This is a genomic window from Collinsella sp. AM20-15AC, assembly GCF_003471405.1.
Taxonomy (GTDB): domain Bacteria; phylum Actinomycetota; class Coriobacteriia; order Coriobacteriales; family Coriobacteriaceae; genus Collinsella.
On the sequence record NZ_QRJA01000009.1, the window covers coordinates 44,169 to 69,560 of the forward strand.

Consider the following 25,392-nt stretch of genomic DNA (forward strand, 5'->3'; position numbering starts at 1 on the left):
GCCAAAATTTAAAACGCGATAAAAGTCATATTACGCGGCTGTTCGCGGCTGTTCAATGGAGTCAAGCGAAAAGGCTTAAAACCAGGGAGGCCGTTATGCCCGATTGCATCAAGCTCAACGAAGGAAACATCGATGTGTGCGAGCGCGAGGTTATCGCTCTTCGCGAGATTATCGCCGCCGCCATGGGTCGCTTGCATCAGATGCGCAAGCAGTGCGAGCGAGGCTACGCGTCTTCGGAGGATTTCGAGAATGCGTTGGATGTTTACGGAGTGATCCGTGGGCGAGTCGATGAGCTTGACCAGCTTGGTTTCGAGTTTAGATGGTCGTCAGTCCCCGATGCAGGGATCGATGAGTGCGTCGGGCTCGAATGGATTGAGGACGACAACTCTCCACGTGGACGCGGTTTCGATATCGCTTGTTAATGTGTCCGCACGACTTGGTATCAATGTGGGCGAACAATCTCTAATCGGAGCCGACTAGAGGCTGCATCCTAGTTGCCGGCGTTTCCGGTTTGATCTCTGTTGAAAGGAAAATCGTGAACACTTCTATCCAAATTCCATCCAGCGCCGTTGAGACCGCGCCCCGCACCGCCAAGGGCGAGGTCGTCAAGCTCGTGCAGGGCGCGCCGCTTATTGCCGCCGCCGCGATTGCCGTTGTCGGCATCGCCTCCGTCGCCGCCCCGTTTTGCGTTTGGAAGGGCGAGGTCGCGCTGTTCCTGAACGAGTCGTTCCACACCAACTGCTCAGTTTCTGCGATCGCGGAGTACGCGTCGGCGGCGCCCGGGTCCGATTGGGCGTCGCTGCTCGTGGCTGCGCTCATCGCGGCGTACCCCGCCTACCATGCCGCCTGGCGCGTTCGCGAGGGACTTGGACTCATCTGCGAGGCTCCGGTTTTCAGCAAGCGCGTGTCGCGCCTTCTCGCCGCGGTGAGCGCCTGCCTGCTGCTGGCGATGCCGTTCATGGGCTATGGGACGAGTTGGCTCATCAACGGCAGCGCGATGGGTGACCAGGGCCTTGTTGAGTCGGGGCACAATGCATGGGCCGTTTCCATCATGATCATGCTGGGCTGCGCCCTGATGTGCCTGTTCAAGTGGTTCCTTGCCAAGGGCCCTGGCCGTAATTTCGGCAGCGGCTTTGCCGTCGAGCTTGTCCGCCTCGCCGACGTCCTGCTGAAGCGCGCGAGCTCGAACCTGGTGTTGTGCTACGTGGCCGAGCTGCTTGCCTGCCTGCTGGCGCTGGCCTTCATTGCCGTGGCCTATGTCGTCGTGAGCGTGGCCATCGCGCTTGCGTTCGCAGCCGTAGCCTTGGTGGTGTGCCTTGCCGGGATTCCCATTATCCTTGCTGCCTCGTGGCGTAGGTAGCGGGGCGACCATGCGAGTTCTTATCGCGGCGTGAGAAAAACTTGCAGAAATCGCAAGCTCTTGTCACGCGATGAGAAAAACTTGCAGATTGGCGCGAGGGCGACAACTTTCCGCGCGAGCGCGGTTTCGATATCGCTTGTTAATGTGTCCGTACGGCAGCATAAGCTAACAAACCAATATGAGTGATTGGAGACAAAATGTATCCGGACTATGAGTGCAACAACAATCCCATGAGCATTACGGATGAGGACGGTCCGTTCCTGGTCATGGAGGCGGAGCTGTTTTACAACGATGAGCTGAACGATGAGTTCAAGAAGAGCAGGGCGCGCCATTACTATTCTTGCGCAAGTGCTGCTACGGCACTTTTTTACTGCAAATCGCTTGCAGACAAGGACGACAATCCCTGGTATGTAAGCTGGGAAAAGGCGGTCGAGCAGTATCCGCTGGAGAAGTGCGAGAGCGCAACGATGCTCTATTGGGTTGAGCCGACCGATCCTTTAACGGCCCTCGATGCCCGCTACCCCCAATACGACCTTGAGCCATATGTAAGTAAGGCCATCCGCGTCGCCAGCTCATATTTGCTGGAGCTCCACGATAGTGCGTATTCGATTGATCAGTTGGATGTTGAGGATGTTGACAACCTGCTCACTGCTGCCTGGTTTTTGATCCAGAAACTCCAGGAGGGCGGGTGCATGCATGATCCAGAAGCCCTGGATAAGATTGAAGACGCTACGTATGACGCCTATTCAGCGGTCAGGAAATTGATTGAGGACGAAGAAGCGGCCAAGGCCAGTTCGAAGTCTGATGAGAATCTCTAGCCGCTGCATTGAACGGCGCGCCTGATCGGTAGGCTGTCGGAAAAGACCGGACAGCCTACCGACCCTAGTTGCTACATTGTTTCCTTACTCGCGGCGTAATGTTCCGCCTGCTTAAGGGCGTCCTCGTAGGCGCGCTGTTTTGCTTCGTACTCTTGGGCATAGCGCTCCTGTTCCGCTTGCCCGGGAACAGGCACGGTCATGCTTCGGGGGTCTTTGGGAGATAACTGTGCAAGCGAGTCTCCGTGCGAGGTGTCCCTGATGCGTGTCGCCCTTGTAGTGATTGACGCTGAAGAACGCGAGGTATTGGAGTGCGATCTTAAGAAGTTGCTCGCTTCGTGCGAGTAATCGCCGACTGTCTCTCTTTCCTTTCTTTCTTTTTTCAGGCGGCATGGACGCCGCCACCTCAACCGCCCTGCGTGAGTTTTTGTCCGCACGGGATGGTATTCAACACATGCAACAACTAAATCGGAGGTTTGACCATGGCTACGTGGGAGCTGAACTGCCAATCGAATCCGTCGTCTGCGGGCGACAAGGAGCTTGCTCCCTATCTTGCGCGCCAAAAGGCGATGCGCGAGTTTTTTGAGCGTGCGCTGTTTGCCCCCAAGGACCAGGACAACAACGGCCTGTACTTTTTGGGCGCCACGACGGGCTCGGGTAAAAACTACACGGCCGAGCAGGTCACGGCCGATCTAATTGCCGGCGGCTGGGATGAGTCGGGGTGTTTTAACAAATGCCCCGGCCGCCGTACCTTGGTGTTTGTGGTGCCGGGCAAGGACAACCGCGACAACTATGTTGCAAACGTGCGCCAACTGCTGGTTGATCAGGGTATGGATTCCAAAGATGCGGCGCGCATGGTGTTCGATCTTCCGCGCGCGGGCGAGAACATCCTGCATTGGATCGAGGCCACCCGCGGCAAGGGTGCCGTGGGTGTGCGCAAAATTCCGTGTCCCATCGAAGCAGATGACGAGCACTCTTATCGCGTCATTAAGCGGGCATGGCGTAACGCTATGGAGGTCGCCGATGACCTTTTGGGCATCCTTGACACAAGGAGACGCCTGGGAAGTGTTGTCGATCGTCTGACCCCCAGCCTGCGGGACAAGCTGTCGTTAGCTGATGCGAGCCTGCGTTGGGCAGTGAGTTGCGAGCTTAAAAACATCACGCGTGGCATGGAGATAATCCCTCAGATTTGGCCATCTGCGCTACTCAACGACGAGAGTATGCCGCATGTGATTGCGTGCACGCCTCAAAAGCTCGTCAACACAATTGATACGGTGACCGGTGCGAGAGTTGTGCTTTTTAATGCGTCAGCCGCCGAGAAGAGCATGTTTATCTTTGACGAAATCGATCATATGAAGTCCGATATGCTGTCGACGCTGACGGACGACCCCGTGACGTTTCAGCCGGATGAGGTGCTGCGCATCCTTGATCGTCATTTTAACGGCGGCGTGGTGGACCCCTTGCTGCTAGGAAATCGAGACCAATGGATGGCGGTCTACACGCACGCTTCCACGTCGGGTGATCACAAGGGGTCGAATGCCGAGAGGAACAGGGTTTCGCGAGCGAGCGTAAAGGGAGCTGCCGAAGAAATCGCAAAGGATGCCGAGAATATTCAAAAGGCGCTTGCCTCTTGCATTAAGGAGATGAAGCTACGTCTGCCTTTTGCGCTGTCTGATGAGGCGAAAGAAGGGCAACTCTTCGGTCGACATCTGTTTGGCAGTGACGATATCTCGGTGGACGACAACTCGATAAACCCGTTGCGTTACAAGCTCAATAAGAACGGTACCCACAATATGATTACGGCTCATGGGGCGAATGGACAGCCAACAGTCAACAAGGCGGTGCGCCGAGCTCGCGGTATCGTCAGGATGGTGGTGGGTCATCTCGGCCGCTGCGCTGCGCTTATGGACAGCCTGTATTACGGCAGCATTTCGTACAAAGACGATCTTTCGCGCAAGAACATCATCGATGCGCTGGGCATTAGGAACGATCAGACCAACGAGAAGTATTTTTGGGATTCGTTGATGATGGCGCTGTTCTTTAAGAACCGTAAGAACGACGATATTGATGCAGCCGATGACTCGATGTATGCGCGCGGCGTCGGCTACCTGGTGATGGAAACCACGCTCGACCACATGTTTACCACGCACCTAACCAGCCATGGCATTGAGCGCATGCCCGAGGCGTACTTGGCCTCCATTGCTGCCAATGCACCCTGCGTGTGCATGAGCGCAACTTGGAGCGCATCGACCGTAAAGAACTTTAACCTGGATTACCTCGATGAGGTTCACGGCGTGGTCCGCAAGGATACGTGGATTGGCGAGCTCAACCAAGAGATCGTGCGACAGACCAAGCTGTTTAACAAGCAGGCGGCAAAGACGTACGACGTTGACGTTGCTTGGGTTGACGAAGACAAGAATCTTGCCGGTATGGCTGCGTTGGCCGGCGGCGCCTTTGGTGGGGCCATCGTATCGCCCGACGAGACATACGAGCGCGTGATGGAGTTCTTTGACCAGGTCGGCGTAAGTGAAGGGCTTGCGGTGCGTCTGCGTTTAAAGATCGCCGACAGGGTGGGCACAAGCGACGTCAAGAGCATCGAGTTTGAATTGAAGCGTCTAAGCAAGACACTCGTTGCCGTGAGCACCTGGGCACGTGGCGTTGCACGCAACGAGCATCAGGCAGGAGCCATCTTTACGACGCGCCACATGGGAAACCATGGCGACTTTAATAGCTTGGCGCTGGACCTTGCCCGAGAAATCGTTGCCGAGCTGGTGATTCGGAACGTTAAGTGCCCCGAGGCGTCGTACGAGGAGTCGCTCAAGGAGGCCAAGGGTATGGTGCCGTGCTTTAACGCTGCAGAATGGGATATCGGTTGGGGTGACGCTCAAAACCGTCTCGAGATGGGCCGGCCAACCCTTATGCTCATCAATTTGTCGGCCGGTGGCTTTTCCAAGAATCTTAAATACAAGGTACCGGAAAGTTTGTGTCGCACGGTACGACAGGTTGATTGCGGCTTCGAGGATGCCGACCGCCGTCCCAAGATGGACCTGGACTTTCTGTACATTGAGTCGCCTACGAGCCGTCTGACGTCGGAAGTCGAGATTAGCTCGGCGACGTTTGTTCAGCAGGCGTTGACAGGTGTGGTTGAACAGGAAGAGCTGGTGGCGCGCGGAGAGGTCCCGTTTACCGAAAAGCGTCATAACGTACGGCTGCTGCTGTCTGGCACCAAACGGAATCTGCCGGTTCGCAATACCCTCTCTTATCAGGTCGAAGGTGCTCGCATTGTGGCGCAGGCCGTGGGCCGCCTGATGCGCACGAGCGTAAAGATGCCGCACGTGCAGGTAATGCTCGACCGCAAAATCGCCGGCGATTGCGACTTTTCGTTCCTGCACGATTTGCCGATGGGCTACGAGCTGGAGCAGGTTGTTGGCGCCTGTGCGGCTGTCAACAACCACATGGCAGACAAGAAGCAGCACGCTGCTAACAAACAGCAGAACCTTGCTGCCTTTAGGAACAACCTGGCAAAAGAGAAGCACGAAAAGCTGGCATGGAAGGTTGCCTCCCTCGATGCGCGCGAGGAAGATCTTGCCGCCTTTGACGATGAACGCGACTTCTATCTGCATCATTTCTGCCTGCCGTGGGAAGAGCTTGCGAGCTATCCGGCGCGCCGAAGCACCGCGTTGCGTATGCCGTATGCCACGAGCGGTTATGCGTATGCAGAAGGCGGTGCGTGCAAGGTGCCGCACTTTGAGTTTCCTAACTACGATGGCGAGCCTGTCGAGCAGATTGCCGCCCGTCTGGAGGAGCGCTGTCGCTATAACGAGGGCTTAAAGGGCGCGAAGGTTCGCCAGGTAAGCCAGATGGCTGCTCGTGTGTCCGAGCTGCTCTCAATTCGCGAGGTGCGCGAGCGCTGGTCGCGCGACGGGGTGCCTACGACGTTGCAGCCGGCGGCGACGGTGCACATGACGCCCTATATGTTCCAAGCGGTATACCTTGGAGAGCTGGGCGAGTCTGCCGGCAGGGCCATCTTTGAGGCGTATTACGACGGGTGTTATTCGCTTACTCGTGGTGATGCGGCCCATGCCGAGACAGGCGGCGATTTTGAGGTGCTCGATGCCGCCGGCAACAAGACCGGGGTGTGGATCGACTTTAAGCACTATCGTATCGGCGCCTATGAGGCCTACAGGCGCAACGGCGGCGATGCCACGGATGCCGAGCGCTTTAAGGCCAAGGCCCAAAAAGTTGGGGCGAAGCGCCTGTTGATCGTCAATGTTTTGGCCGATGAAGCGGCGCTGGAGCTCCGCCAAAAGACAATCGATGACGAGGGGATGGTGTTCTCCTTCCCGTATATGGCCGCTGACGGTGCAATCAGCCTGGAGATGATGGAGGCGATCGGCCGTGCAATCGAAGCATAGCCAGCCGTGTGGCCTGGGCGACATCGCCGTATCCGAGTTCGATTTGCAGCTCGATGCCGCTGCTGCCGAGGAGCGCTACTCGGTCTTTTGGTGCAATGTAGGCGATGCTGGCAAGCATGCCGTGGCGAACTTTATGGCCGATGTGTGCCAGACGGGCAAGGTCGTCGCGCTCACGCAGCTTGCCGATAACCGCGTCTTTCTCATGGTCAAGGCGGGCGCGCAGACGGGCGATCTTAATGCCTCGCTTTATCAGGAGCAGGTGGTTCCGATTAAAACTCATTGGGACGAGCTGGATGATTACGTAGCGTTGCGTCTGCTGTTTAACTCGTGCTCGCAGTTCGAGGGAATTGAGGACGAAGTTCCCAATGACACCGGGCACCTGTATGTCATTAGCGCCAAGGGTGCCCGCCGCGATGCTGTCGAAAGCGACGGAAGGGGACCTGCCAAGATCGAAACGGTTGAAATCGTTATCAACGAAGACTGCACCTTCGAACTCAAGATTCGAACGTTTACCAAGCGCCGGGTGCTTATCGGTCGTGCGGCAGGCGACGAGTTAGAACTCAAGAAGATCAACAGCCAGGTGGGTTACAGGCTGTCGCCTGTGGCTACGGTGGTGCTGGCCCACGGACAAAGTGACGAGTACATCCTGCGCCGCGCCAAGGGCGATAAGCCGTCCAAACGTCGCGACCTTACGTTTTCTGCCCAGGCGGAAAAAGTCGCCTATACCAAGAAGGGCATCCTGTACCGAGAGCTGCAGATTCTTGAGCGTCGGTACAGCGATTTTGCCCAGGTGTCGCTCAGAGAGTATCCGCGTAAGAGCTTCTACGAGGTTTTGAAAAGCGAGCAATATGACCGCGTGGTTGCGGAACGTTCGGTGGGGCAGCGGGTCGTGGTGTCGTTTGCGCGCAAAGGGCTTGCCGGGGTCGCGCGCAAACTCGCCGATCGACTCATCGATACCTCCTGGGATGTGCGCGCGTCGTATGACGGCGGAGTTGTTGATCCGTTGGCTTGGAATCTGGTTGTTGTGCCTAACGAGGTTGCCGAGAACGATGGCTATGCCCTGCACGCTGGGGTGGTGGAACAGCATGTGACGCCGGATGTGTGCGAGCCGCTGTTTAAGGCGGCGTCGAATGCAAAGGTGCGCGGCGCACAGGAGGGGATCCTGGGGGCCATGCTCAAAGAGCTGCTGGTTAAGCAAGATGTTGCCGACGGACGGGTGAGGGCGTTTGACCTTGGCTCTTTTGGCGTTGGGTCGGTGACGGTCTGCGGCGTGGCCAATGTTGCGCGCAGGGAGAAGGATAAGGTTGAGCTAGATGAGCGCCTTGCGACGTTGACGATCGGTGCGGACGGGGCCATGGACTACGCCTCACATCCGATCGAGGACGGTCCCGTGGACGAGATGGAGCTTGAGCTGCTGACGGCCGAGGGTAAGCTCGACAAGGACGCCTATATCTTTGACGTGCGGGCGGGCGGACGCGCTATGCTCGCACGCGTGCGGGATACGGGCTTGACGACCTTCTCTAGCGACTTCGTGAACTTGGTGCGCGATTACCAGCTTACGGGTAAGGCGGGTCGTAAGAAGGAGTTTTTCGAGAGTTACAACTCGCCCTATTACGGCATTGGAACGTTCGAACGCGCAGGGATGACCTGCTACTTTGTCGGCGTCAACAACGGCACCAAAGAGGATGTGGCAACGGCGATCCATGTACGCTCGATTGAGGTGCTCGAAGGTGATGATCTGTCCGAGCTGCTGGTTCAGCTGGTCAATGTGGGGCTTTCGCGCTACGGAGCTCCCTCCAGGTGGCCGATTCCGGTCAAGTATCTCAACGAGTGCGCTGCGCGTGAGGGCGCGGTGGGGGATGTCGGTGGCGGCAAGTGATGGTGTCGCGCAATTATCGCTCCTAGAACTTTTTGAAATTATGCTTGCATTGTAAAAGGGGAGAACATATACTGCAGCCATAGCACATCAGATGGGGTCTCAAAAAGAGACCAAGCAAATGAGTTTTCAGTTTATGTTAAGAGGTACTTGAGCATGACCAGCAGAATTTTCCCCCTTTACAACGACAATACCGACCATATCGATCTCAATACCATCTGCGGTTACAGTATTTGTTCTAAGGCCGAGAACTACATGTTTGCTCAAGATGATTCAGAGCTTAGCTCCGAAGATTATGAGTACATGAATGATATTGAGCGCGAGCGGGAGTATGAGCTCGGCATCCGCTGATGGATGTGGGCTTGTCTCCAACTCCTCCGATTTAATTACCCCGTTATCACCTCTTTTTAGCGGGGCAAGTTAGATCGACTATCTGTGTCAAACAACGGCTCACCGTGGAAAGGAATCGACAATGAGCAAGAATATGAACAAGGACATGGACGGCAAGGCTTTGGGTAAGGCCAAGGCGGCTGGACGCGTGGTGACGGTTGCTGCGGCGACGATTGCCATGACGGGCGGCTCGATGCTGTCGCCCCTGGTCGCGGTGGCACAGGATGCGGATGGCGTTGGCGCCACGGGTGCAACGGCTGCGGTGATGTCGCCGCTGACGAGTACTGCGGCCGCCGGTACTGGCGCGGGTGCCGTGTCTGCAGCGCAAAAGGTCGCCGACCTGCAGGCTGCAGTTGATGCGGCGCGCGCTAAAGCTGCTACCGCCAAGGCCGATCTGGAAGCGGCTGCCGCTCCCTACGATGCTGCCGCCGTCAACCAGCAGCAGGCGCGGGGCGCCTATGACGCGGCCCGCGGTGCGAGCGATAGCGCGGCCTCCGCTGCTTCGGCCGAGCTGGAAAAGCAGCTGGGCGCTGCGCAGGACAAGGCCGATCAGGATGTCAAGGCGTTTGAGGACGCTCAGGCTGCGCTCGATGCTGCCAAGAAGGAGCTGGCGGACAAGGATGAAGCCCTGACTGCTGCCCAGAGGGCATCCCGTGATGCCCAGTCTGCGCTTGAGGCCGCACAGGCTGCTGCATCCGATGCTACGCCCGAGGCTGTAGCTGCCGCCCAGGCTGCCGCAGGGCAGGCTGCGAGTGACCTGGAACAGGCGAAGCAGCAGGTCGTTGATGCGCAGGGCAAGCTTTCGGCAGCTCAGCAGGCAAAGGCCGCGGCAGATGCGGACGTGGATGCCGCGCAGACGAGCTATGACGCGGCCAAGGCCGATCTGGATCGAGCCGAGCAGGGCGCCGCGGGCCCGGAGTACGAGGCCGCCAAGGCAAAGGTGGCTGCTGCGTCCGAAGCGCTGACGGCCGCCAAGGCCGCGCAGTCGAAGTGCGAGAGCGAGCTTGCTGCCGCTGAGCAGGACGTTGCCGCCGCCGAGGGCGAGGTTCAGACTGCTCAGCAGGCAGTTGCCGATCAGCAGCAGGCCGCTGCCGATGCCCAGTCAAAGCTGGATGCCGCCGCTGCTGCCAAGACCGCTGCCGACGCCGCTCTTGACCAGGCCAAGACCGATCATGCCAGTGCGCTCACGGAGCTGGCCGATGCCCAGGCCAAGCTTTCGGCGGCCAAGGACGAGAAAGACGCTGCCGACAAGGCGCTCGATCAGGCGAAGGCCCAAAAGCAGCAGGCCGACCAGGCTGTGGCTCAGGCCCAGGCAAAGCTCGATGCCGCTCAGGCAACGGCGAATGCATCGGCGGAGAACTACCGCCAGGGTGCCATCGCATTCTTTAAGAGTGTGGGTGCCGACGATGCGGCGGATATCATCCTCAACTGCAAACTCGCTGGCTACAACAAGGTGGGCGAGGAAGTCGACGCGACGAGCCTGACCAATATGAAGCAGGCGGTTGTGTGGCTCAAAGCGTGCAACGAGTATCGCGCAAGCGTTGGCCTAGGCGAGCTCAAGGTGACATATGCCATGATGGCGACCGCCATCGCCGACGCGAACTTCTCCGATACGAAGGTCGCGCACGCTCAGCAGTTTAACGTGGGCGAGAATGTGGCGTGGAACTACGGAAGCAATCCGTTTAAGCAGTGGGTCGATCAGGAGAAGGCCATCTTTGATGCTGCCGCCGCCTCGCTGGGCGCGTCGGGCCTTACGGGAAAGGCCGCTTACGATTTCTATACAGCGCATAGCTCCCAGATTGATAACTACGCCGCACTGCACGGTGGACCAAACCCTTCGGTCGGACATTACATCAACGTGATCAACCCCGATTACACCGTGACGGGCATGGGCGTTTGCACGCGAGGGACGCTGTACGGGAGTACACAGGCGCAAACATTTGTATATTCTGGTCAATGGTATAAGCCGTATAACCTCAATCCGATGACGGTTGCAGAGTATGAGGCTGCGTTGAATGCGTGGTGTGACTCGTTGGCAAATCCCGAGCAGGGCGTGGATGCGGCACGCAAGGAGCTTGCTGTGGCGCAGGGCGTTGCCGACGATGCCGGCAGCAAGGTGAGTGCAGCATCGCAGGCCGTTGCAGCAAAGCAAACCCAGGTTGAGCGCGCTGCCGCTAACGTTGATGTCGCGGCAACCAAGGCCTCGGAGGCCCAGGCTGCCGTGGCGCAAAAGCAGGCTGCAGCTGACGCCGCCGCGCGTGCCGTCAGCGATGCCCGCGCCGATTTGAGCGCTGCCAACGCCGCTGTTGCGGCAGCGCAGGACGCCGTGGCCGCCAAGTCTGGCGAGCTCGACATTGCCAAGGGCAAGGTGGCTGCTGCCAAGCGCGCACTGGACGCCGCTCGTGCCGGTGTTGGCGACAAACGGGATGCACTTGCCGCGGCCCAGGATGAGCTAGCGGCGTACTCAGCCGATATCGCCGCTGCTCAGCGTGCGTTTGATGCGGCGTCGTCTGCACTCGAAAGCGCGCGTGCCAATCAGCGCGAGGCGGAGGCCGAACTTCTTGCCACCCAAGGCGATGCCGATCAGGCAGGCATCGATGCTGCTGCCACTCAGGTGGAGCTCGATATGGCGCAGCGGGCTGCAAGCGATGCCGACGCCGTCGTGGCAACGGCTCAGGCAAAATCTGATGCAGCTGCCGCCCGCGCCTCTCAGCTTAAGAATGCCGCCGCAGCACTTGCCAAGGCCACTGGGGACAAAGCGACTGCCGATGCCGCGCTCGATGCAGCGGCGATGGCCGTGAGCGATGCCGAGTATGACGTGGTGGAGGCTGACGATGCCGTGGTGGATGCGACTGTCGCGCGCGACGCCTCTGCCGCCGCGGTTGCCCGCCTGCGCAGAATCAATATTGCCGCAGCCATTGTCAACGGCAGCACTGACGATGCGGACGAGGTACTTAACGCCAAGATCGCTGCGGCCCACGATGCCGCCGAGCGTGCCGCGACCGCCAAGGCCGAACTCGATGACGCCGTGGCTGCGACGGATGCCGTGGCGCCGGCATACTTGGAGGCGCTCGCCAACTACACCGCCGCCAAGGTCGAGCTCGACCAGTCTATTGCCGAGCTTAACGCCGAGATCGCTCGCCAAGAGGCCGCCGACCGCGGAAACGGCGAGCAGACCCAGCCCGTCACGCAAGTGACGTACCAGGCCAAGCATGCGGAGGCAAAGACCGAGGCCACGACTTGGCAGACGGCGATGCCCGCCACGGGCGATGCGTCCGAGCTGCTGGGTGAGACCTTCGTGATCGGCGGCACGGTCCTGGTGGCCGCCGGCGTATTCCTGTCCGATAAGCGCCGCCAGCTGATCCGTTAGGGACAGGGAAGCGCGCTGTTTTTGGCGCGCACCGCAGGGGCATGGGCTCTGCGGCGCGCGCCGCCTTTTTCTTCAAGATTGATTAAGGAGGGATATATGCAAATAAGAGGAGAGGCCGCGATCGCCTGCGGATTCATGGCGGGTCTGGCAACGGGGTTGCTGTTCGATGGATGTTTCGACAGCTATATCAATCGATTCTGCGATTTTGGTTTTTCGAGAGGCAAGCCTTGGAAAACAGCGCCAGCTCGTCAAGAGGTGGCTGCGCCCATCGAGCCCCGCAGTGTGGATACCTCAAAAATCAAGGTAATCGTCACTAAGAACGGCAAGATTTACCACCGTTCTACGGGGTGCAAAAGCCTTCCTCAAAACGCCATTAAAACAAGCGTACCATTAGCGGCTGCACTCAAGCGAGGCAAGACGCCCTGCCCAACATGCTGCCCGCCAACAGTGTGCTCGATCTAGTTTTTTGGGTGTTTGATCCGTTTGGATGGAAGAACGAAGGGTAAGCCCTAAGGGATACAGATGCCGGCCCGGCCTGCAATTTCTTCCATTGATTTGTCCAGAGTCGCACAGCACGGAGGTGTTGTTTGATGTCTATTTTCGTTACCGGAGACGTTCACGGTGTTGCCGAGTATGGGGCGAGTCGCTTCTCGTCGCGCGTTTGGCCATTGGGTCGAACGCTGACGCGCGATGACGTTGTCATCGTTGCCGGCGACTTTGGCTTTATATGGAGCGGCTCGAACACCGACAAATACTGGCTCGACTGGTTTGAGTCCAAGCCCTGGACCACGTGTTTTGTCGACGGCAATCACGAGAACCATCATCTGCTGGCGGGGCTGCCAATGCGTGAGTGGAACGGGGGCCTCGTTCACGAGGTTCGCCCGCACGTGCTGCACCTGATGCGCGGCGAGGTGTTCGACATCACGGGGACCACGGTGCTCGCCATGGGTGGCGCCGCGAGCCATGACAAACAGTGGCGTCAGGAGGGAAAGACGTGGTGGCCCGAGGAGATGCCGAGTGAGCGCGAGATCAAACACTGTCGCGCCTCGCTCGATCGCGCGGGCTGGAAGGTCGACTATGTTGTGACGCACGAGGCGCCGGTCGATTTGGCTGACGAGCTGTGCATGGAGTGCAATCGCGAGTTCTACGACGATTCGCTGCAGGCCTTTTTGGGCGAGCTCGACGGGCGGCTCGACTACCGCACCTGGTTCTTTGGCCATTACCATGACGATGAATGGCGCGATGACAAGCATCGTCTTATCTACCAAGATATCGTGCCGATCGAAGCACGATGTGCCGATGGGCAGGATGAGACGGCGAGTGACTATTTTGAGCAAGAGCGTTAGGAGGTCCCCATGATCTGGTTTACCAGCGATACCCACTTTGGGCACGAGAACATGCTGCGGCTCGCCGACAGGCCTTGGTCGACTGTTGGGCAGATGAACGACGCCATGGTCGCTAGCATTAATAGCAAGGTCGCTGCGGATGACGAGCTTTACATTTTGGGTGACTTCAGCTTTAAGATGACGGTCCAAGATGCCTACGAGCTGCGCAAAAGCATTGCATGCAAGCGCGTCCATCTGCTGCCCGGCAACCATGACAAAGACTGGACGCAGCCTGCGGTGGCGGATGCTTTTATCGTCGAGCCGCCCATTTGCGTGCTCAAGATCGACCGTCAAAAAATCGTGCTGAGCCACTATCCCATGGTCGATTGGCAGGGCATGTCGCACGGTGGCTGGCATCTGCACGGACATATCCACAGCTGCGGCGGCGCGTACAACAAGTTCAACCTTCGGCAGGGACTGCTGCGCTATGACGTGGGCGTGGACGCCAGCGGCTACGCTCCGGTGAGCTTGGAGGAGCTCAAGTCATGGTTTGCGCAGGTCGACGAGCCGGCGTGTTGCGTTAAGTGGCCGTGGTGGGTCAACGCCACGGGCGATGAGCAGGTCGAGCACGATCTCGAAACCTATAAGAGGGAAGTGGTGATCCGATGACAGTCTATGTGACGGGCGATATTCATGGCGGCCTCGACATGCAAAAGCTGCGCGATTGGGACCTTGGGGATAGCCTGACGAGCGACGACTATCTGATTATCGCGGGCGACTTTGGCTTTCCCTGGGATTTCTCTGCCGAGGAATGTGCCGACATCGCTTGGCTGGAGTCGCGCCCCTATACCGTGCTGTTCGTCGACGGCAACCACGAGCGTTTCGATCACTGGGCGGAGCGTCCCATGGAGCTGTGGCACGGTGGGCTGACGCAGCGTCTGTCGGATACCTCCCCCATACGGCGCCTGACGCGCGGCGAGGTTTTTGAGCTCGACGGCTCAACGATCTTTACCATGGGCGGCGCCACGAGCGTGGACAAAGAATACCGCATTCCCTATTCCAGCTGGTGGCCGCAGGAACTGCCGGACGAGCGCAACTTTGAGGAGGCGCGGGCAAAGCTCGACAGCGTGGGTTGGAAGGTCGACTACGTGGTCACCCACACCTGCTCTACGCGCATGCTTTCGCCCACGCTTTATCCGGCACCCGGCTGGAATTACCCCGCCGTTGATCGGCTTACGGCATTTTTCGATGAGCTGGAAGACCGCTTGGATTACAAGTGCTGGTATTACGGGCATTTCCATCGGGATGCCAACCCGGCCGAGCGCCATACCGTGCTCTACGACTGCATCGTTCGCCTGGGCGGCGAGCTCCAGCCCTGGGACGTTGCGTAGGGGCAGGCATAGCGAGCTCTTCGTATGATGCCTTGGGTAGAGTTACCCTACATTTTGGCAATAGTCATTATCTGTAGGGTAACTTAAGGCATACTGGGAGCTGGAGGAGATGCTGCTGGCGGTCTAGAGTTTCAACGCCATTCGGTTGGTGCCGGGTAGGGCTGCAAAGCCGAAATGCGCATAGAACGCTGCCGCCTCATCATCTACTGGATCGACAACCAAAGCTCGCGCTCCCGCTAGGGCAGAAATTTTCAAGGCGTTTTCGATGGCATCTTTGAGCAACGATGCTCCCAGACCAAGCCCCTTGAATTTCTCATCAACCCCCATCATTCCAAGCAACACTGCGGGAACTTGGGAGGGGGAGTTCCGAACGAACCATCCTCCGTCAACATTTTCGCGAGCTACGGAGTGCGTACATAGCGTATAGAACCCGGCGACTGCGCCGTCGTAATACGATGCGTATATAACCGCCGACCCTCTTCTTCGCGCCGAGGCTGATCTGTTTTTAGCCCATCCGTCTACAAGGGTATTACCGCAGTGGAAAGCCTCGATGCCTTGACCAACGGGGAGTTGAACGGGCTTGGTAAACGTGCTCATTCCCAAATCGCTTTACGGTCGAGCAACGCTTTTGCGGCTTGGGGCATGGGTGAGTCGAGCATTTCGCAAAATGCATCAAAACCATCAGGAGAAAGATAGGTTGTTGACGCCTCGGCGATGTCACGTGCGGAGCTCTCGTCAAGGTGAGCCGTGGCCCATTGGGTGAGAGTTTGCCCGCGCAAGGCCGCGGCGCGCTCGTAAGTAAGGCGTTGACGCTCGGTCAGCCTTAGATCCATACGGCGCTGTTTCTCAATCGTTGGCATGGTAAAACCTCCTTTGCATCATTGTACGGAACTATTCCGTACATAACAAGATACAGAATTACGCACTCGTCGGGGGGGGGTAGTGAAGGGGGCAGGGCGTTTGACTACTCGGCCATTACGGTGATGTTCTCGCGGTGCGCGCGGATGACGTCCCAGCTAAAGTGCTCGACCAGCCGCTCGGCAGAGCGCGGCGTGGTGTCCGGCGCGATGCCCGTTTGCCCGGCGAGCCAGCCCAGCAGCGCTTCGGGCGTGCCAAAGCGGGCGCGGAGTTCGCCCAGGTCCAGATCGCGGTCTCGTTTGGAAAGGCGGCGGCCGTCCGGTGCCATGAGCAGCGGAATATGTGCGTAGTGCGGCGTGGGCAGTCCCAACAGGTGCTGCAGATAGATCTGGCGCGGCGTGGACCCCAGCAGGTCGCATCCGCGCACGACCTCGGTGACGCCCATGGCAGCGTCGTCGACCACCACGGCCAGCTGATAGGCAAACACGCCGTCGCTGCGGCGCACCAAAAAGTCGCCGCACTCGGTGGCGAGTGCTTCGCATTGGGCGCCGTACGTGCGATCCACAAATTCGATCACGTCGTCTGCGAGGTCGTCGACGGTGGGCACGCGCAGACGTGTGGCCGGGGCGCGCAGGGCGCTGCGGCGGGCCACCTCCTCGGCAGAAAGGCCTCGGCAGGCACCGCGGTAGATGGGCGTGCCGTCGCTGGCGTGCGGCGCGCTTGCGGTGTGGAGCTCGGCACGCGTGCAAAAGCAGGGATAGGTGAGGCCGGCGTCTTTCAGCCGGCGCAAGGCGCTCTCGTACAGGTCTAGGCGGTCGTGCTGGTAGTAGGGGCCTTCGTCCCACTCCAGCCCCAGCCAGGCCAGGTCGTCAATCAATTGGGCGGCAAGTTCGGGACGCTTGCAGCGATCGTCCAGGTCCTCAATGCGTAACACGATGCTGCCGCCCTGGCTGCGGGCCGAAAGCCATGCGCACAGGCAGCTGAACACGTTGCCCAGGTGCATACGGCCCGAGGGCGACGGGGCGAAGCGCCCCACGACGGGCGCGGGAGCGGCCGGCGTCGTTGGCGCGTCGGCGGCGGTTGTTGCTATGTTGCGTGCGTTGATGTCCATGCGGACGAGTATAGCGCGGGGCGTGGTGGGGGAGACGCTGCCGTGGCCTGCAAGTTGCTGAGGCCACACGTTGCGCGTGCCGGACCACCGGCTCGGCGCCTTAATCGTCGTCAATCAATCTAGCCCTCAAACGACAGAAACCCCGGCAGCTCTTCGCAACTGCCGGGGTTTCCGCGGAAAAGGGGGACATGATCCTCAAGCGGACGGCAAAGGGGCAAACCGTTTTCGCTCAACTGCTTTATGCCCCTCAACTGGCGGCTCAATCAGCGCATGCCGCGCCCACACAAAGCCGCTACACCTGTGATGGAGCTATGAAGTGGTATCTATTGCCGGAGCGGGCTATGCCAAGGAGTGTCCCAGATTGCTGGCAGATAAGGAACGTCCCCAGGTGCCGGCGGCGGGCGTGACTTTTGTCCCGTTTTGACGCTCCGCTGACCTAGATGTTCGTCACATGAACTCGCAAACGTGGGACAATGACGCTACTGGTACCACAGACAAAGGATGTGCCTATGAACGCCCCCGTTGCCCAGCCCTGTCGGCAGCGCCGCCTGTTTGCGCGGTTCGCTTCCGTCTGCGCACTCGTCGCGCTTGCGTTGTTGCTGCTGCCTGCCGTCGCGCACGCCGACGGCTACTCCATGAGCCAAACCTATATCGGTGCCACGGTTGAGGCCGATGGCTCGCTGACCGTTGTCGAGGGACGCCAGTTCGATTTCGACGATGACATTAACGGCGTGTATTGGGATATCAATACAGGCTCTAACCAGCAAGGCGGCTCGGTGGTCGTCAATGTGCTGAGCGTCGAGGAAGACGACACTGCGTTTAACAAGGTCGACAGCGCAAATAAAGGCGACGACGGCGTTTACACGGTGGAGCAGTCCGACGACGGCGTAAAGATTAAGGTGTTCAGCCCTCACGAGAGCGGCGACAGCGCAATCTACTACGTGAGTTATTCCATGACCGGTGCGGTTATGAACTGGGCCGATACCGCCGAGCTCTACTGGAAATTTGTGGGTGACGGCTGGTCTGCGGACTCCGATGACGTCGAGATGGAAGTCTACTTTGCAAATGCCGCTGCCGGGACGGCTGCCGTCAAGGGCGATAACTTCCGCGCATGGGGCCACGGCCCGCTGACGGGCGACGTGTCGCTCGATGCGGACGAGCCCATGGTCACCTATACCATTCCCTGCGTGCATGAGGGCGAATTCGCCGAGGCACGCATCGCCTTCCCCAGCGACTGGGTGCCGCAGCTTGCCGTCTCGGGCGAAAAGCGCATGTCGACGATTCTGAGCGAAGAGAAGGAATGGGCCGACGAGGCCAACGCTCGCCGCGCTCACGCTCGCATGATTGCCAATGCGCTTGCCGTGCTAAGTGTTGTCGCGGCGGTGGCCTTTACCGGCACAATCGTTGTGCTCAAGCTGCGCCGCCGCAAGCCCAAGCCGCTTTTCCAGGACGAATATTTCCGCGATGTGCCTTCGGCCGACCATCCCGCCGTGCTTTCGGCCCTCATGAGCTGGAACGAGGTGCCCGATCAGGCATATATCGCCACGCTTATGAAGCTTACCGACGACCGCGTGATCAAGCTGGAAGAAGCGACCGAGACCAAGAAGAAGGGTCTGCTCCGTCGCGAAAAAGAGGAGCAGACGTATCGCATCACAGTGACCGACGAGGCCTGGAAGGCTGCCAAGAAGGACGGCATCGATCGCGATGTGCTCAAGGTCTTCTTCGCCGGCGTTAAGCCCGATAAAGACGGCGTCCGTTCACGCACGTTTAGCGAGCTGGAGGAGTATGCCAGCGAGCGTACTGAATCTGTTGGCAACAAGCTCGAGGACTATCAAAGCACGGTTAAGGGCAAGCTGGAGACGCGCGAGCTTATCGCCTCGGACGGCACCATCGCCCTGGTTGCCGGCTTGGTTCTCGGCATCATCATCGTCTTTGGCATTCTGGGCTCTCTGATCTATACCGACTTTGCGGACGCCAACGTCGGTGCCGCTATGATCTCGATCCCCGTCACGATCGTGGGCTTTGTCCTGAGCTGCACCTTCCGCCGCTACACGCCGGAGGGCGCCGAGGTGGCGGCTCGCTGCAAGGCGCTCAAGCATTGGCTCGAGGACTTTACGCGTCTGAAGGAGGCCGTCCCCAGCGACCTGATCTTGTGGAACAAACTGCTGGTGATGGGCGTTGCCCTGGGCGTTTCGAAAGAAGTGCTGCGACAGCTGGCCGAGGCCGTGCCTGCGGACCTGCGCAACAGCGACGATTTCTACGACAACTACCCCTGCTACTGGTGGTATTACCATCACTACGGCAACGAGTCCCCGCTCGATTCGTTCAACGATGTGTACCACGAGACCATCCGCGAGCTGGCTTCGAGTTCCGATAGTTCGAGCGGCGGCAGCGGCGGCGGCTTTTCCGGTGGCGGCGGTGGCGGCGTCGGCGGAGGCGGCGGCGGAACGTTCTAGCGAGCGCTTGCTTTGGGGTGGATCTTTCTGGGCGGTTGCCAGGGAAGATTCATCCCATTTTTGTGCATCGAAACGGGTCAAACTTTCCGCTGAGGACCTTCGCACAAGGGGCAGTGGACAAAAAATACCAAATATGAGTACTGTTGCTGCGTTTGTCACATATGTTTGCACATAATAATGGGCTCCTAATGAGAGTACTCCTCGTTAGGAGCCCATTTTATTGAACATTTGGGGAGTTACGTCAGCTCGTGCAGCTGGTCGTCATGCCTATAAGCATCAAAAATGCCCCGAATCGCTGCTACTAAAAAGGTAACAGTACTCATATTTGATGTATTTTGACCACGGCTATCTACAAACCCCCTAGGCCACTCATTGGGGACAGACTTAAATGACTAGTTGTTGGGGATCAGTCATTGGGGACGTTCTTAAATGACTAGGTGTGGCTGCTTGGGCTAGGCTGTTAGATCGAGTTCGTAGAGGAAGCTTTCGCGCGGCATGTCGTGGCGGCGCTCTTCGCGGTTGGCGCGGTGCGTGGCCGTGCGCTTAAAGCCGTGCAGCTCGTAGAACTTCCACGAGCAGTTAGAGTCGGTGTACAAGTGTGCCCTTGTCGCCCCGCGCGAGGACAGGTACGAGACCGCGGCATCGAGCAAAACCGAGCCAACGCCCAGGCCGTGGACATCGGGATCGACGGCGAGCAGCGTGACTTCGTTGTCGTGCAGCAACGGGCTGCTCTCGAGCAGGCGGTTGTTGGTTCGGATGGTTGCACGCACAAACGAGAGATACTCGGCGCAGGCATCAGGCTCCAGTTCGCGCATCTGCGAAAGCAGCGCGCGTTCGGTATCCATCCAATGCTCGTTGATAGTGACGCCGGGGCTCTGTCCTGCGCGTGCAAGCGCAATGCCGCGCGCCTCGCCGTCAATTACCGCAACCTGCGAAAACGTCGAGGACGAAAGGCAATAGGCGAGGTCGCATGCGGCCTCGAGGCGGTTGTACTCATCGTTATCCGAATTGTTATGCCAAAGCTGCTGCAGAATCAGCGCGACGGCGTCGAAGTCTTCGGTATCAAACGGTCGGTAGAGAACCCGCGAGACCATGGTGCCTCTTTCTTTTGCGGATGCATATCGAGCACAGTTCTACCACGCTATTGGCATCTAATTATGGTGCCCCTGTGTTCCATGAACTCACCGTGCCCGGTGCCGTGCCCATCCCCTCCGCTCGCAAACTTTTTCTGCACATGCGCTCGTTGCGGGGTGCAACGTCGCGCTCGATGCGCTACATTGAATCAGTATTTTCAATGCCGCTGCGCGAGCGCTGCAGATCGACGTATCACCGACTCACAGAGCACGGCGGCGTACCAGACAGGAGGACTGCATGGGATCTGATGTGAAGATCGCACGCGCGTTGATCTCGGTTACCGATAAGACGGGTGTCGTCGATTTCGCACGGACGCTGGTCGATGACTTTGGCGTCGAGATCATCTCTACGGGCGGCACGGCTCGTGCCATCGAGGACGCGGGCGTTCCCGTAACCCCCATCGAGGAGTTCACGGGCTATCCCGAGATGATGGACGGCCGCGTTAAGACCCTGCACCCCAAGGTTCACGGCGCGCTGCTGGCCCGCCGCGATTCCGAGCAGCACATGCAGGAGGCCGCTCAGCACGGCATTAAGCTGATCGACTTGGTCGTCGTCAACCTGTACGAGTTCGAGAAGACCGTCGCCAACCCCGAGGTCACCTTTGCGGATGCCATCGAGCACATCGACATCGGTGGCCCCTCCATGTTGCGCTCTGCCGCCAAGAACGCCGCGAGCGTTACCGTCATCTCCGACCCGGCCGACTATGATGCCGTCCTGGCCGAGATGCGCGAGACCGGTGGCTGCACCACGCTTTCCACCCGTCGTCGCCTGCAGGTGAAGGTCTACCAGACCACCGCCGCCTACGACACGGCTATCTCCCGTTGGCTTGCCGCCCAGGCAAGCGACGTGGCGGACACCTCTGCCAAGCTCGAGATCTCGCTGGAAAAGGTCGACGACCTGCGCTATGGCGAGAACCCGCAGCAGAAGGCCACGGTCTATCGCTTTGCCGAGGGCTGCGAGAACACCGCGAGCTCTCAGTTCCCGCTCGTGGGCTCCGAGCAGATCCAGGGCAAGCCGCTCAGCTACAACAACTATCTGGACGCCGACGCCGCTTGGAACCTGGTCCGCGAGTTCGACGAGCCGGCCTGCGTGATCCTCAAGCATCAGAACCCCTGCGGTTCCGCCGTTGCCGAGGACATCACGTCCGCCTACGACCGCGCTTTTGCCTGCGATCCCAAGAGCGCCTTCGGCGGCATCATCGCCTGCAACCGCGAGGTTCCCTTTGAGCTGGTTGAGCACTTCGCCGACCAGAACAAGCAGTTCGTCGAGGTCATCATCGCCCCGAGCTACACCGATGAGGCGCTCGAGCGCATGGTCAAGCGCCCCAACCTGCGCGTGCTGGCTACCGGCGGCGTGGACCACGGTGCCCAGGTGGAGCTGCGCTCCATCGACGGCGGCATGCTGGTGCAGGAGGTCGACCACGTGACCGAGGATCCCGCGACCTTTACGTTCCCCACCGATCGCAAGCCCACCGACGCTGAGATGGCCGAGCTCGAGTTTGCCTGGAAGGTCTGCAAGGGCGTCAAGTCCAACGCCATCCTGGTCTCCAAGGGCAAGGCCGGCATTGGCATGGGCCCCGGTCAGCCCAACCGCGTTGACTCTGCGCTGCTTGCCTGCGAGCGCGCCGAGGACTTCTGCGAGCGCGAGGGCGTGGAGAAGGGCGGCTTTGCCTGCGCAAGCGACGCGTTCTTCCCGTTCCGCGACAACGTCGACGTGCTTGCCGCACACGGCGTGACCTGCATCATCCAGCCCGGCGGCTCCAAGCGCGATGACGAGAGCATCCAGGCCTGCAACGAGCACAATATTGCGATGGTTTTCACGGGTGCGCGCCACTTCCGCCATTAAGTAGGGAGGTGGCGCTGCGGCTTGCCCAACCACCGCACCTTGCCGCTCATTCGTCGCCCGCGTACCCAAGTACGCGTCGCTCCTCTTTCACGGCAATCTGCGGCACCTGGGCAACCCTCGCCGACCTGTTAGGTTGACTGGGGAGGATGGGATGTTATCTCGTCCCTTGGACCGCCTCGCTTCTAAAATTATCTCTGCAAAAGACGGCCGCTCCGTTTGGAGGGCCGTCTTTTTGGTATAAGAGGACGGAATGACTAACACGAAAGGTATGACCATGCCCCAGATTGATGATGCAGAGCTGTTTGGCAATGCCGAGGACCAGCGTGCGTACGAGGACTTTTGCGCCAATCAGGAGGCGGTCGAGAAGTTTACGCTCGACAAGCCCGCGCTTATCTGCCGTTGGCGCATGTCCAACAAAAAGGTGCCCATGCTCAACCGTCACATTCGCGCGCTGTCCGAGCGCTTGGTGCAGGGCGAGCCGCTTACCCATAACATGCTCAGCTGGGCCAAGCAGCACGTTGAGTGGTCGCTTGCCGAGGGCGATTACACCGCGCACGACGGCGTGCTCATGCTGGTGATCGACGTTAACGGCAATGCCGCCATGACGGTGGGTGAGTACGAGCCGCTGGCCGATACTTCGGCCAAGGCGCTGCGTGCCCGCTCCGCCGAGGCCCGCTCCGAGGCCGACGAAACCGGCGTGGCGCCCGAGCTGCTCGCTGCCGTCAACAACGGCGAGCTGGCCTTTGTGGCGCCGGCGGACGAGTGCCTGTGTGGCACGGCGACGCTCATAGAGCAGCTGGCCCAGACCAAGGGCATCCCGGTCACGCGCGTGGACATTCCCGCACAGCTCAAGGGCGCCTTGTTCCTGGTAAGCGACGAGCACGGCGTGGTGCCTGCCACCGACGCCGACGCCGCCGAGTCTGATGCCGCGACGGTCGCCTTCTTTGCCGACGGCTACGAAAAGCTTCGCGCCCGCCGCTAAATGATTATTCTGGGACGGGGATTAAAGAATCATTTTGGTTCCCGCCACCGCTGCGAGTGCGAGGCGGACAAAACGCCCCCGCTCGCGAACAGTTCTGTCACCTTGGCGACGTGCGTGGCGCGCACCTGCAGTTTCGCAGCCATAATGGTGGCAAGACAATCAAGAGGGGAGCGGAATCCATGGCGCTAATCTATATCGTTGAGGACGACGAGCCCATTCGTCGCGAGCTTGCCGATATCCTTGCCCGTGCCGGTTTTGAGGTCGAGGCCTGCGAGTCGTTCGAGCATGTCTCGCGCGATATTCTCGCCGCCGCGCCCGACTTGGTGCTGCTCGACCTGACGCTTCCCGTCAAAGACGGCCAGCACATCTGCCACGAAGTCCGTCGCGAATCCGAGGTCCCCATCATCGTCCTCACGTCGCGCACGACCGAGATCGACGAGGTCATGTCCATGACGCTCGGCGCGGACGACTTTGTTCCCAAGCCCTATAGCGCGCGCGTGCTCGTGGCGCGCATCAACGCACTGCTGCGTCGCACCGCGGCGGCAGGCGAGCGCAGCACGCTCGTCCACAAGGGATTGGAGCTCGACCTCGCCCGCTCCATGGTCATCAACACGCAAACCGGCACTAGCACCGAGCTCACCAAAAACGAGCTGCGTATCCTCTCGCTGCTTCTGAGCCGCGCGGGCAAGATCGTTTCGCGCTCGGCCATCATGCAGGACCTGTGGGACTCCGACGCCTTCGTGGACGACAATACGCTCACCGTCAACATCAACCGCCTGCGCACCACGCTCGAAAAAATCGGCATCAAGGGGTATTTGACGACGCATCGCGGCCAAGGCTATTCGGTCTAGGGGCCGGCTATGTCGTTTGGCAAGTTCTTTAAAGATGCGCTGCTTCCCGTCGCCGTGTGGACGTGCGGCGTGCTGCTGAGCTGCTTTGTGCTGACGGTCGCCGGCGCACCCGTTTCTATCGTGGTCGTGGCGGTTGGCGTGTCCTTTATCTTCGGTATGCTCGGCATCGTGATCGAGTACGCTCGCCGTCGCCGTTTTCTGCGTCAGTTGGAGCGCGCGGCAGAGGAGCTCGAGAGTCCCGCATGGGTGCAGGAGATGGTGCAATGCCCGACCTATGCCGAGGGCGAGCTCGAATACGAGGTCTTGCGCCGGGTGGGCAAAGCTGCCTGCGACGAGGTTGCCGAAGGCCGACGTCAGACCGATGACTATCGCGACTATATCGAGAGCTGGGTCCACGAGGCCAAGCTGCCCCTGGCGGCGGCCCACCTGATTTTGGAAAACCTGGACGGCAGCGAAGACGACCTGTCGCGTGTGGATGACCTGGGTCGCGAGCTGGCTCGCGTTGAGCGCTATATCGACCAGGCGCTGTACTATGCGCGCTCGGAAGTCGTGGAGCGCGACTACCTGATTCGCCGTTGGGATCTCAAGACCTTGGTGACGGGCGCGATTAAAGCCAACGCGCGCGAGCTTATCGCGGCGCACGTGGCTCCGGTGTGCGAGAACCTCGACTTCGAGGTCTTTACCGACGAGAAATGGCTGGAGTTCATCTTAGGCCAGCTTATTCAGAACAGCATCAAATATGCGCGCGAGGACGGCGCAAAGATCGTGTTTTCGGGCGCGTTGCTGGACGAGGGCCTGGCGAGCGAACGCATCGAGCTTACCGTCGCGGACAACGGCTGCGGCGTGAGCGCGGCCGACCTGCCGCGCGTGTTCGAGAAGGGTTTTACCGGCGACAACGGCCGCACCACCAAGCGCGCAACAGGCATCGGCCTCTATCTGGTGGCGCGCCTGTGCTCCAAGATGGGCATCGATGTCACCGCGGCATCCGACCCCGGCGAAGGCTTTGTCGTTACGTTTGCCTTCTCAACGAACAAGTTCCAATACTTTGAGTAGCCGGGCCGTCTTGCGCTGCGGACGGCTATGTTCCCGAACGTGAACTTAGCTAAGGCAACTGGCGTTATGTTCCCGAACGTGAACATAACTATGAGGCTCAAATGGATCTCCCAAAACAAAAACGTGCAGCCCAAACAAAACGTGCCGCCCCAAACGGGGC

21 protein-coding genes are annotated in these 25,392 nt (G+C 59.5%); 16 read left to right on the forward strand and 5 right to left on the reverse strand.

What is annotated here, in order from left to right; genetic code table 11:
* The first annotated feature begins 95 nt into the window (after positions 1–95).
* The 3 genes from DW233_RS04450 to DW233_RS04460 all read left to right on the forward strand — a co-directional run bounded on the left by DW233_RS04450 (position 96) and on the right by DW233_RS04460 (position 2,178).
* Positions 96–422: a hypothetical protein gene (locus DW233_RS04450; protein ID WP_118266919.1), complete on the forward strand. Its 327-nt coding sequence runs from the start codon at positions 96–98 to the stop codon at positions 420–422.
* A 113-nt stretch (positions 423–535) separates the two neighbouring features.
* Positions 536–1,360, forward strand: a complete 825-nt coding sequence (locus tag DW233_RS04455; RefSeq protein WP_118266921.1) for a hypothetical protein — start codon at positions 536–538, stop codon at positions 1,358–1,360.
* Positions 1,361–1,590: 230 nt separating this feature from the next.
* Positions 1,591–2,178 carry a hypothetical protein gene (locus tag DW233_RS04460; RefSeq protein ID WP_147357131.1) on the forward strand — a complete coding sequence of 196 codons (588 nt, stop codon included), beginning with the start codon at positions 1,591–1,593 and terminating at the stop codon, positions 2,176–2,178.
* Between the two features lie 71 nt (positions 2,179–2,249).
* Here the strand turns inward: DW233_RS04460 and DW233_RS10540 are convergent, their stop codons facing one another.
* The gene (locus tag DW233_RS10540) at positions 2,250–2,378 is read right to left on the reverse strand and encodes a hypothetical protein (protein ID WP_255413627.1); all 129 of its coding nucleotides are present in this window, start codon (positions 2,376–2,378) and stop codon (positions 2,250–2,252) included.
* A gap of 279 nt (positions 2,379–2,657) precedes the next feature.
* On the opposite strand from DW233_RS10540, the gene DW233_RS04465 reads away from it, so the two are divergent.
* From DW233_RS04465 to DW233_RS04495, 8 genes are all read left to right on the forward strand, one after another.
* Positions 2,658–6,590 carry a hypothetical protein gene (locus DW233_RS04465; protein ID WP_118266924.1) on the forward strand — a complete coding sequence of 1,311 codons (3,933 nt, stop codon included), beginning with the start codon at positions 2,658–2,660 and terminating at the stop codon, positions 6,588–6,590.
* Complete coding sequence (locus tag DW233_RS04470; RefSeq protein WP_118266926.1) at positions 6,574–8,469, forward strand: hypothetical protein; 1,896 nt, start codon at positions 6,574–6,576, stop codon at positions 8,467–8,469. The genes DW233_RS04465 and DW233_RS04470 overlap by 17 nt, the downstream gene beginning before the upstream one ends.
* A 153-nt stretch (positions 8,470–8,622) precedes the next feature.
* Positions 8,623–8,817, forward strand: coding sequence for a hypothetical protein (locus DW233_RS04475; protein WP_118266928.1), 195 nt, complete (start codon positions 8,623–8,625; stop codon positions 8,815–8,817).
* A gap of 121 nt (positions 8,818–8,938) precedes the next feature.
* Entirely contained in the window at positions 8,939–12,226 is a 3,288-nt protein-coding gene (locus tag DW233_RS04480) for a CAP domain-containing protein (RefSeq protein ID WP_118266930.1), read from the forward strand.
* Positions 12,227–12,322: 96 nt separating this feature from the next.
* Positions 12,323–12,688, forward strand: coding sequence for a hypothetical protein (locus DW233_RS10170; protein ID WP_117799814.1), 366 nt, complete (start codon positions 12,323–12,325; stop codon positions 12,686–12,688).
* A gap of 128 nt (positions 12,689–12,816) precedes the next feature.
* Positions 12,817–13,572: a metallophosphoesterase gene (locus tag DW233_RS04485; RefSeq protein ID WP_089572443.1), complete on the forward strand. Its 756-nt coding sequence runs from the start codon at positions 12,817–12,819 to the stop codon at positions 13,570–13,572.
* A 9-nt stretch (positions 13,573–13,581) separates the two neighbouring features.
* Complete coding sequence (locus DW233_RS04490) at positions 13,582–14,220, forward strand: metallophosphoesterase (RefSeq protein ID WP_117766411.1); 639 nt, start codon at positions 13,582–13,584, stop codon at positions 14,218–14,220.
* Positions 14,217–14,942, forward strand: coding sequence for a metallophosphoesterase (locus tag DW233_RS04495; RefSeq protein WP_118266932.1), 726 nt, complete (start codon positions 14,217–14,219; stop codon positions 14,940–14,942). Before DW233_RS04490 ends, DW233_RS04495 begins: the two co-directional genes overlap by 4 nt.
* A 123-nt stretch (positions 14,943–15,065) precedes the next feature.
* Here DW233_RS04495 and DW233_RS04500 read toward each other — a convergent pair whose 3' ends face one another.
* The 3 genes from DW233_RS04500 to gluQRS all read right to left on the reverse strand — a co-directional run bounded on the left by DW233_RS04500 (position 15,066) and on the right by gluQRS (position 17,025).
* A complete protein-coding gene (locus tag DW233_RS04500; RefSeq protein ID WP_089572440.1) occupies positions 15,066–15,539 on the reverse strand; it encodes a GNAT family N-acetyltransferase in 474 nt (157 codons plus the stop codon).
* Positions 15,536–15,802, reverse strand: coding sequence for a DUF1778 domain-containing protein (locus DW233_RS04505; protein ID WP_089572439.1), 267 nt, complete (start codon positions 15,800–15,802; stop codon positions 15,536–15,538). The genes DW233_RS04500 and DW233_RS04505 overlap by 4 nt, the downstream gene beginning before the upstream one ends.
* A 104-nt stretch (positions 15,803–15,906) precedes the next feature.
* On the reverse strand, positions 15,907–17,025 hold the full coding sequence (gene gluQRS / locus DW233_RS04510; protein WP_255413628.1) for a tRNA glutamyl-Q(34) synthetase GluQRS: 1,119 nt from the start codon (positions 17,023–17,025) through the stop codon (positions 15,907–15,909).
* A 395-nt stretch (positions 17,026–17,420) separates the two neighbouring features.
* Between gluQRS and DW233_RS10215 the strand changes: the two genes are divergently transcribed.
* Positions 17,421–19,367 carry a DUF2207 domain-containing protein gene (locus DW233_RS10215; protein ID WP_158567803.1) on the forward strand — a complete coding sequence of 649 codons (1,947 nt, stop codon included), beginning with the start codon at positions 17,421–17,423 and terminating at the stop codon, positions 19,365–19,367.
* 452 nt (positions 19,368–19,819) lie between these two features.
* Here DW233_RS10215 and DW233_RS04520 read toward each other — a convergent pair whose 3' ends face one another.
* Positions 19,820–20,461, reverse strand: a complete 642-nt coding sequence (locus tag DW233_RS04520) for a GNAT family N-acetyltransferase (protein ID WP_118266933.1) — start codon at positions 20,459–20,461, stop codon at positions 19,820–19,822.
* A 277-nt stretch (positions 20,462–20,738) separates the two neighbouring features.
* On the opposite strand from DW233_RS04520, the gene purH reads away from it, so the two are divergent.
* The 4 genes from purH to DW233_RS04540 all read left to right on the forward strand — a co-directional run bounded on the left by purH (position 20,739) and on the right by DW233_RS04540 (position 25,232).
* Positions 20,739–22,346, forward strand: coding sequence for a bifunctional phosphoribosylaminoimidazolecarboxamide formyltransferase/IMP cyclohydrolase (purH, locus tag DW233_RS04525; RefSeq protein WP_118266935.1), 1,608 nt, complete (start codon positions 20,739–20,741; stop codon positions 22,344–22,346).
* 250 nt (positions 22,347–22,596) lie between these two features.
* Positions 22,597–23,328, forward strand: a complete 732-nt coding sequence (locus tag DW233_RS04530; protein ID WP_117759752.1) for a hypothetical protein — start codon at positions 22,597–22,599, stop codon at positions 23,326–23,328.
* 179 nt (positions 23,329–23,507) lie between these two features.
* Positions 23,508–24,179 (forward strand): response regulator transcription factor, encoded by a 672-nt coding sequence (locus DW233_RS04535; protein WP_118266936.1) that lies wholly within the window; start codon positions 23,508–23,510, stop codon positions 24,177–24,179.
* Positions 24,180–24,188: 9 nt separating this feature from the next.
* Positions 24,189–25,232 (forward strand): sensor histidine kinase, encoded by a 1,044-nt coding sequence (locus DW233_RS04540; protein ID WP_118237182.1) that lies wholly within the window; start codon positions 24,189–24,191, stop codon positions 25,230–25,232.
* The last annotated feature ends 160 nt before the right edge of the window (positions 25,233–25,392 follow it).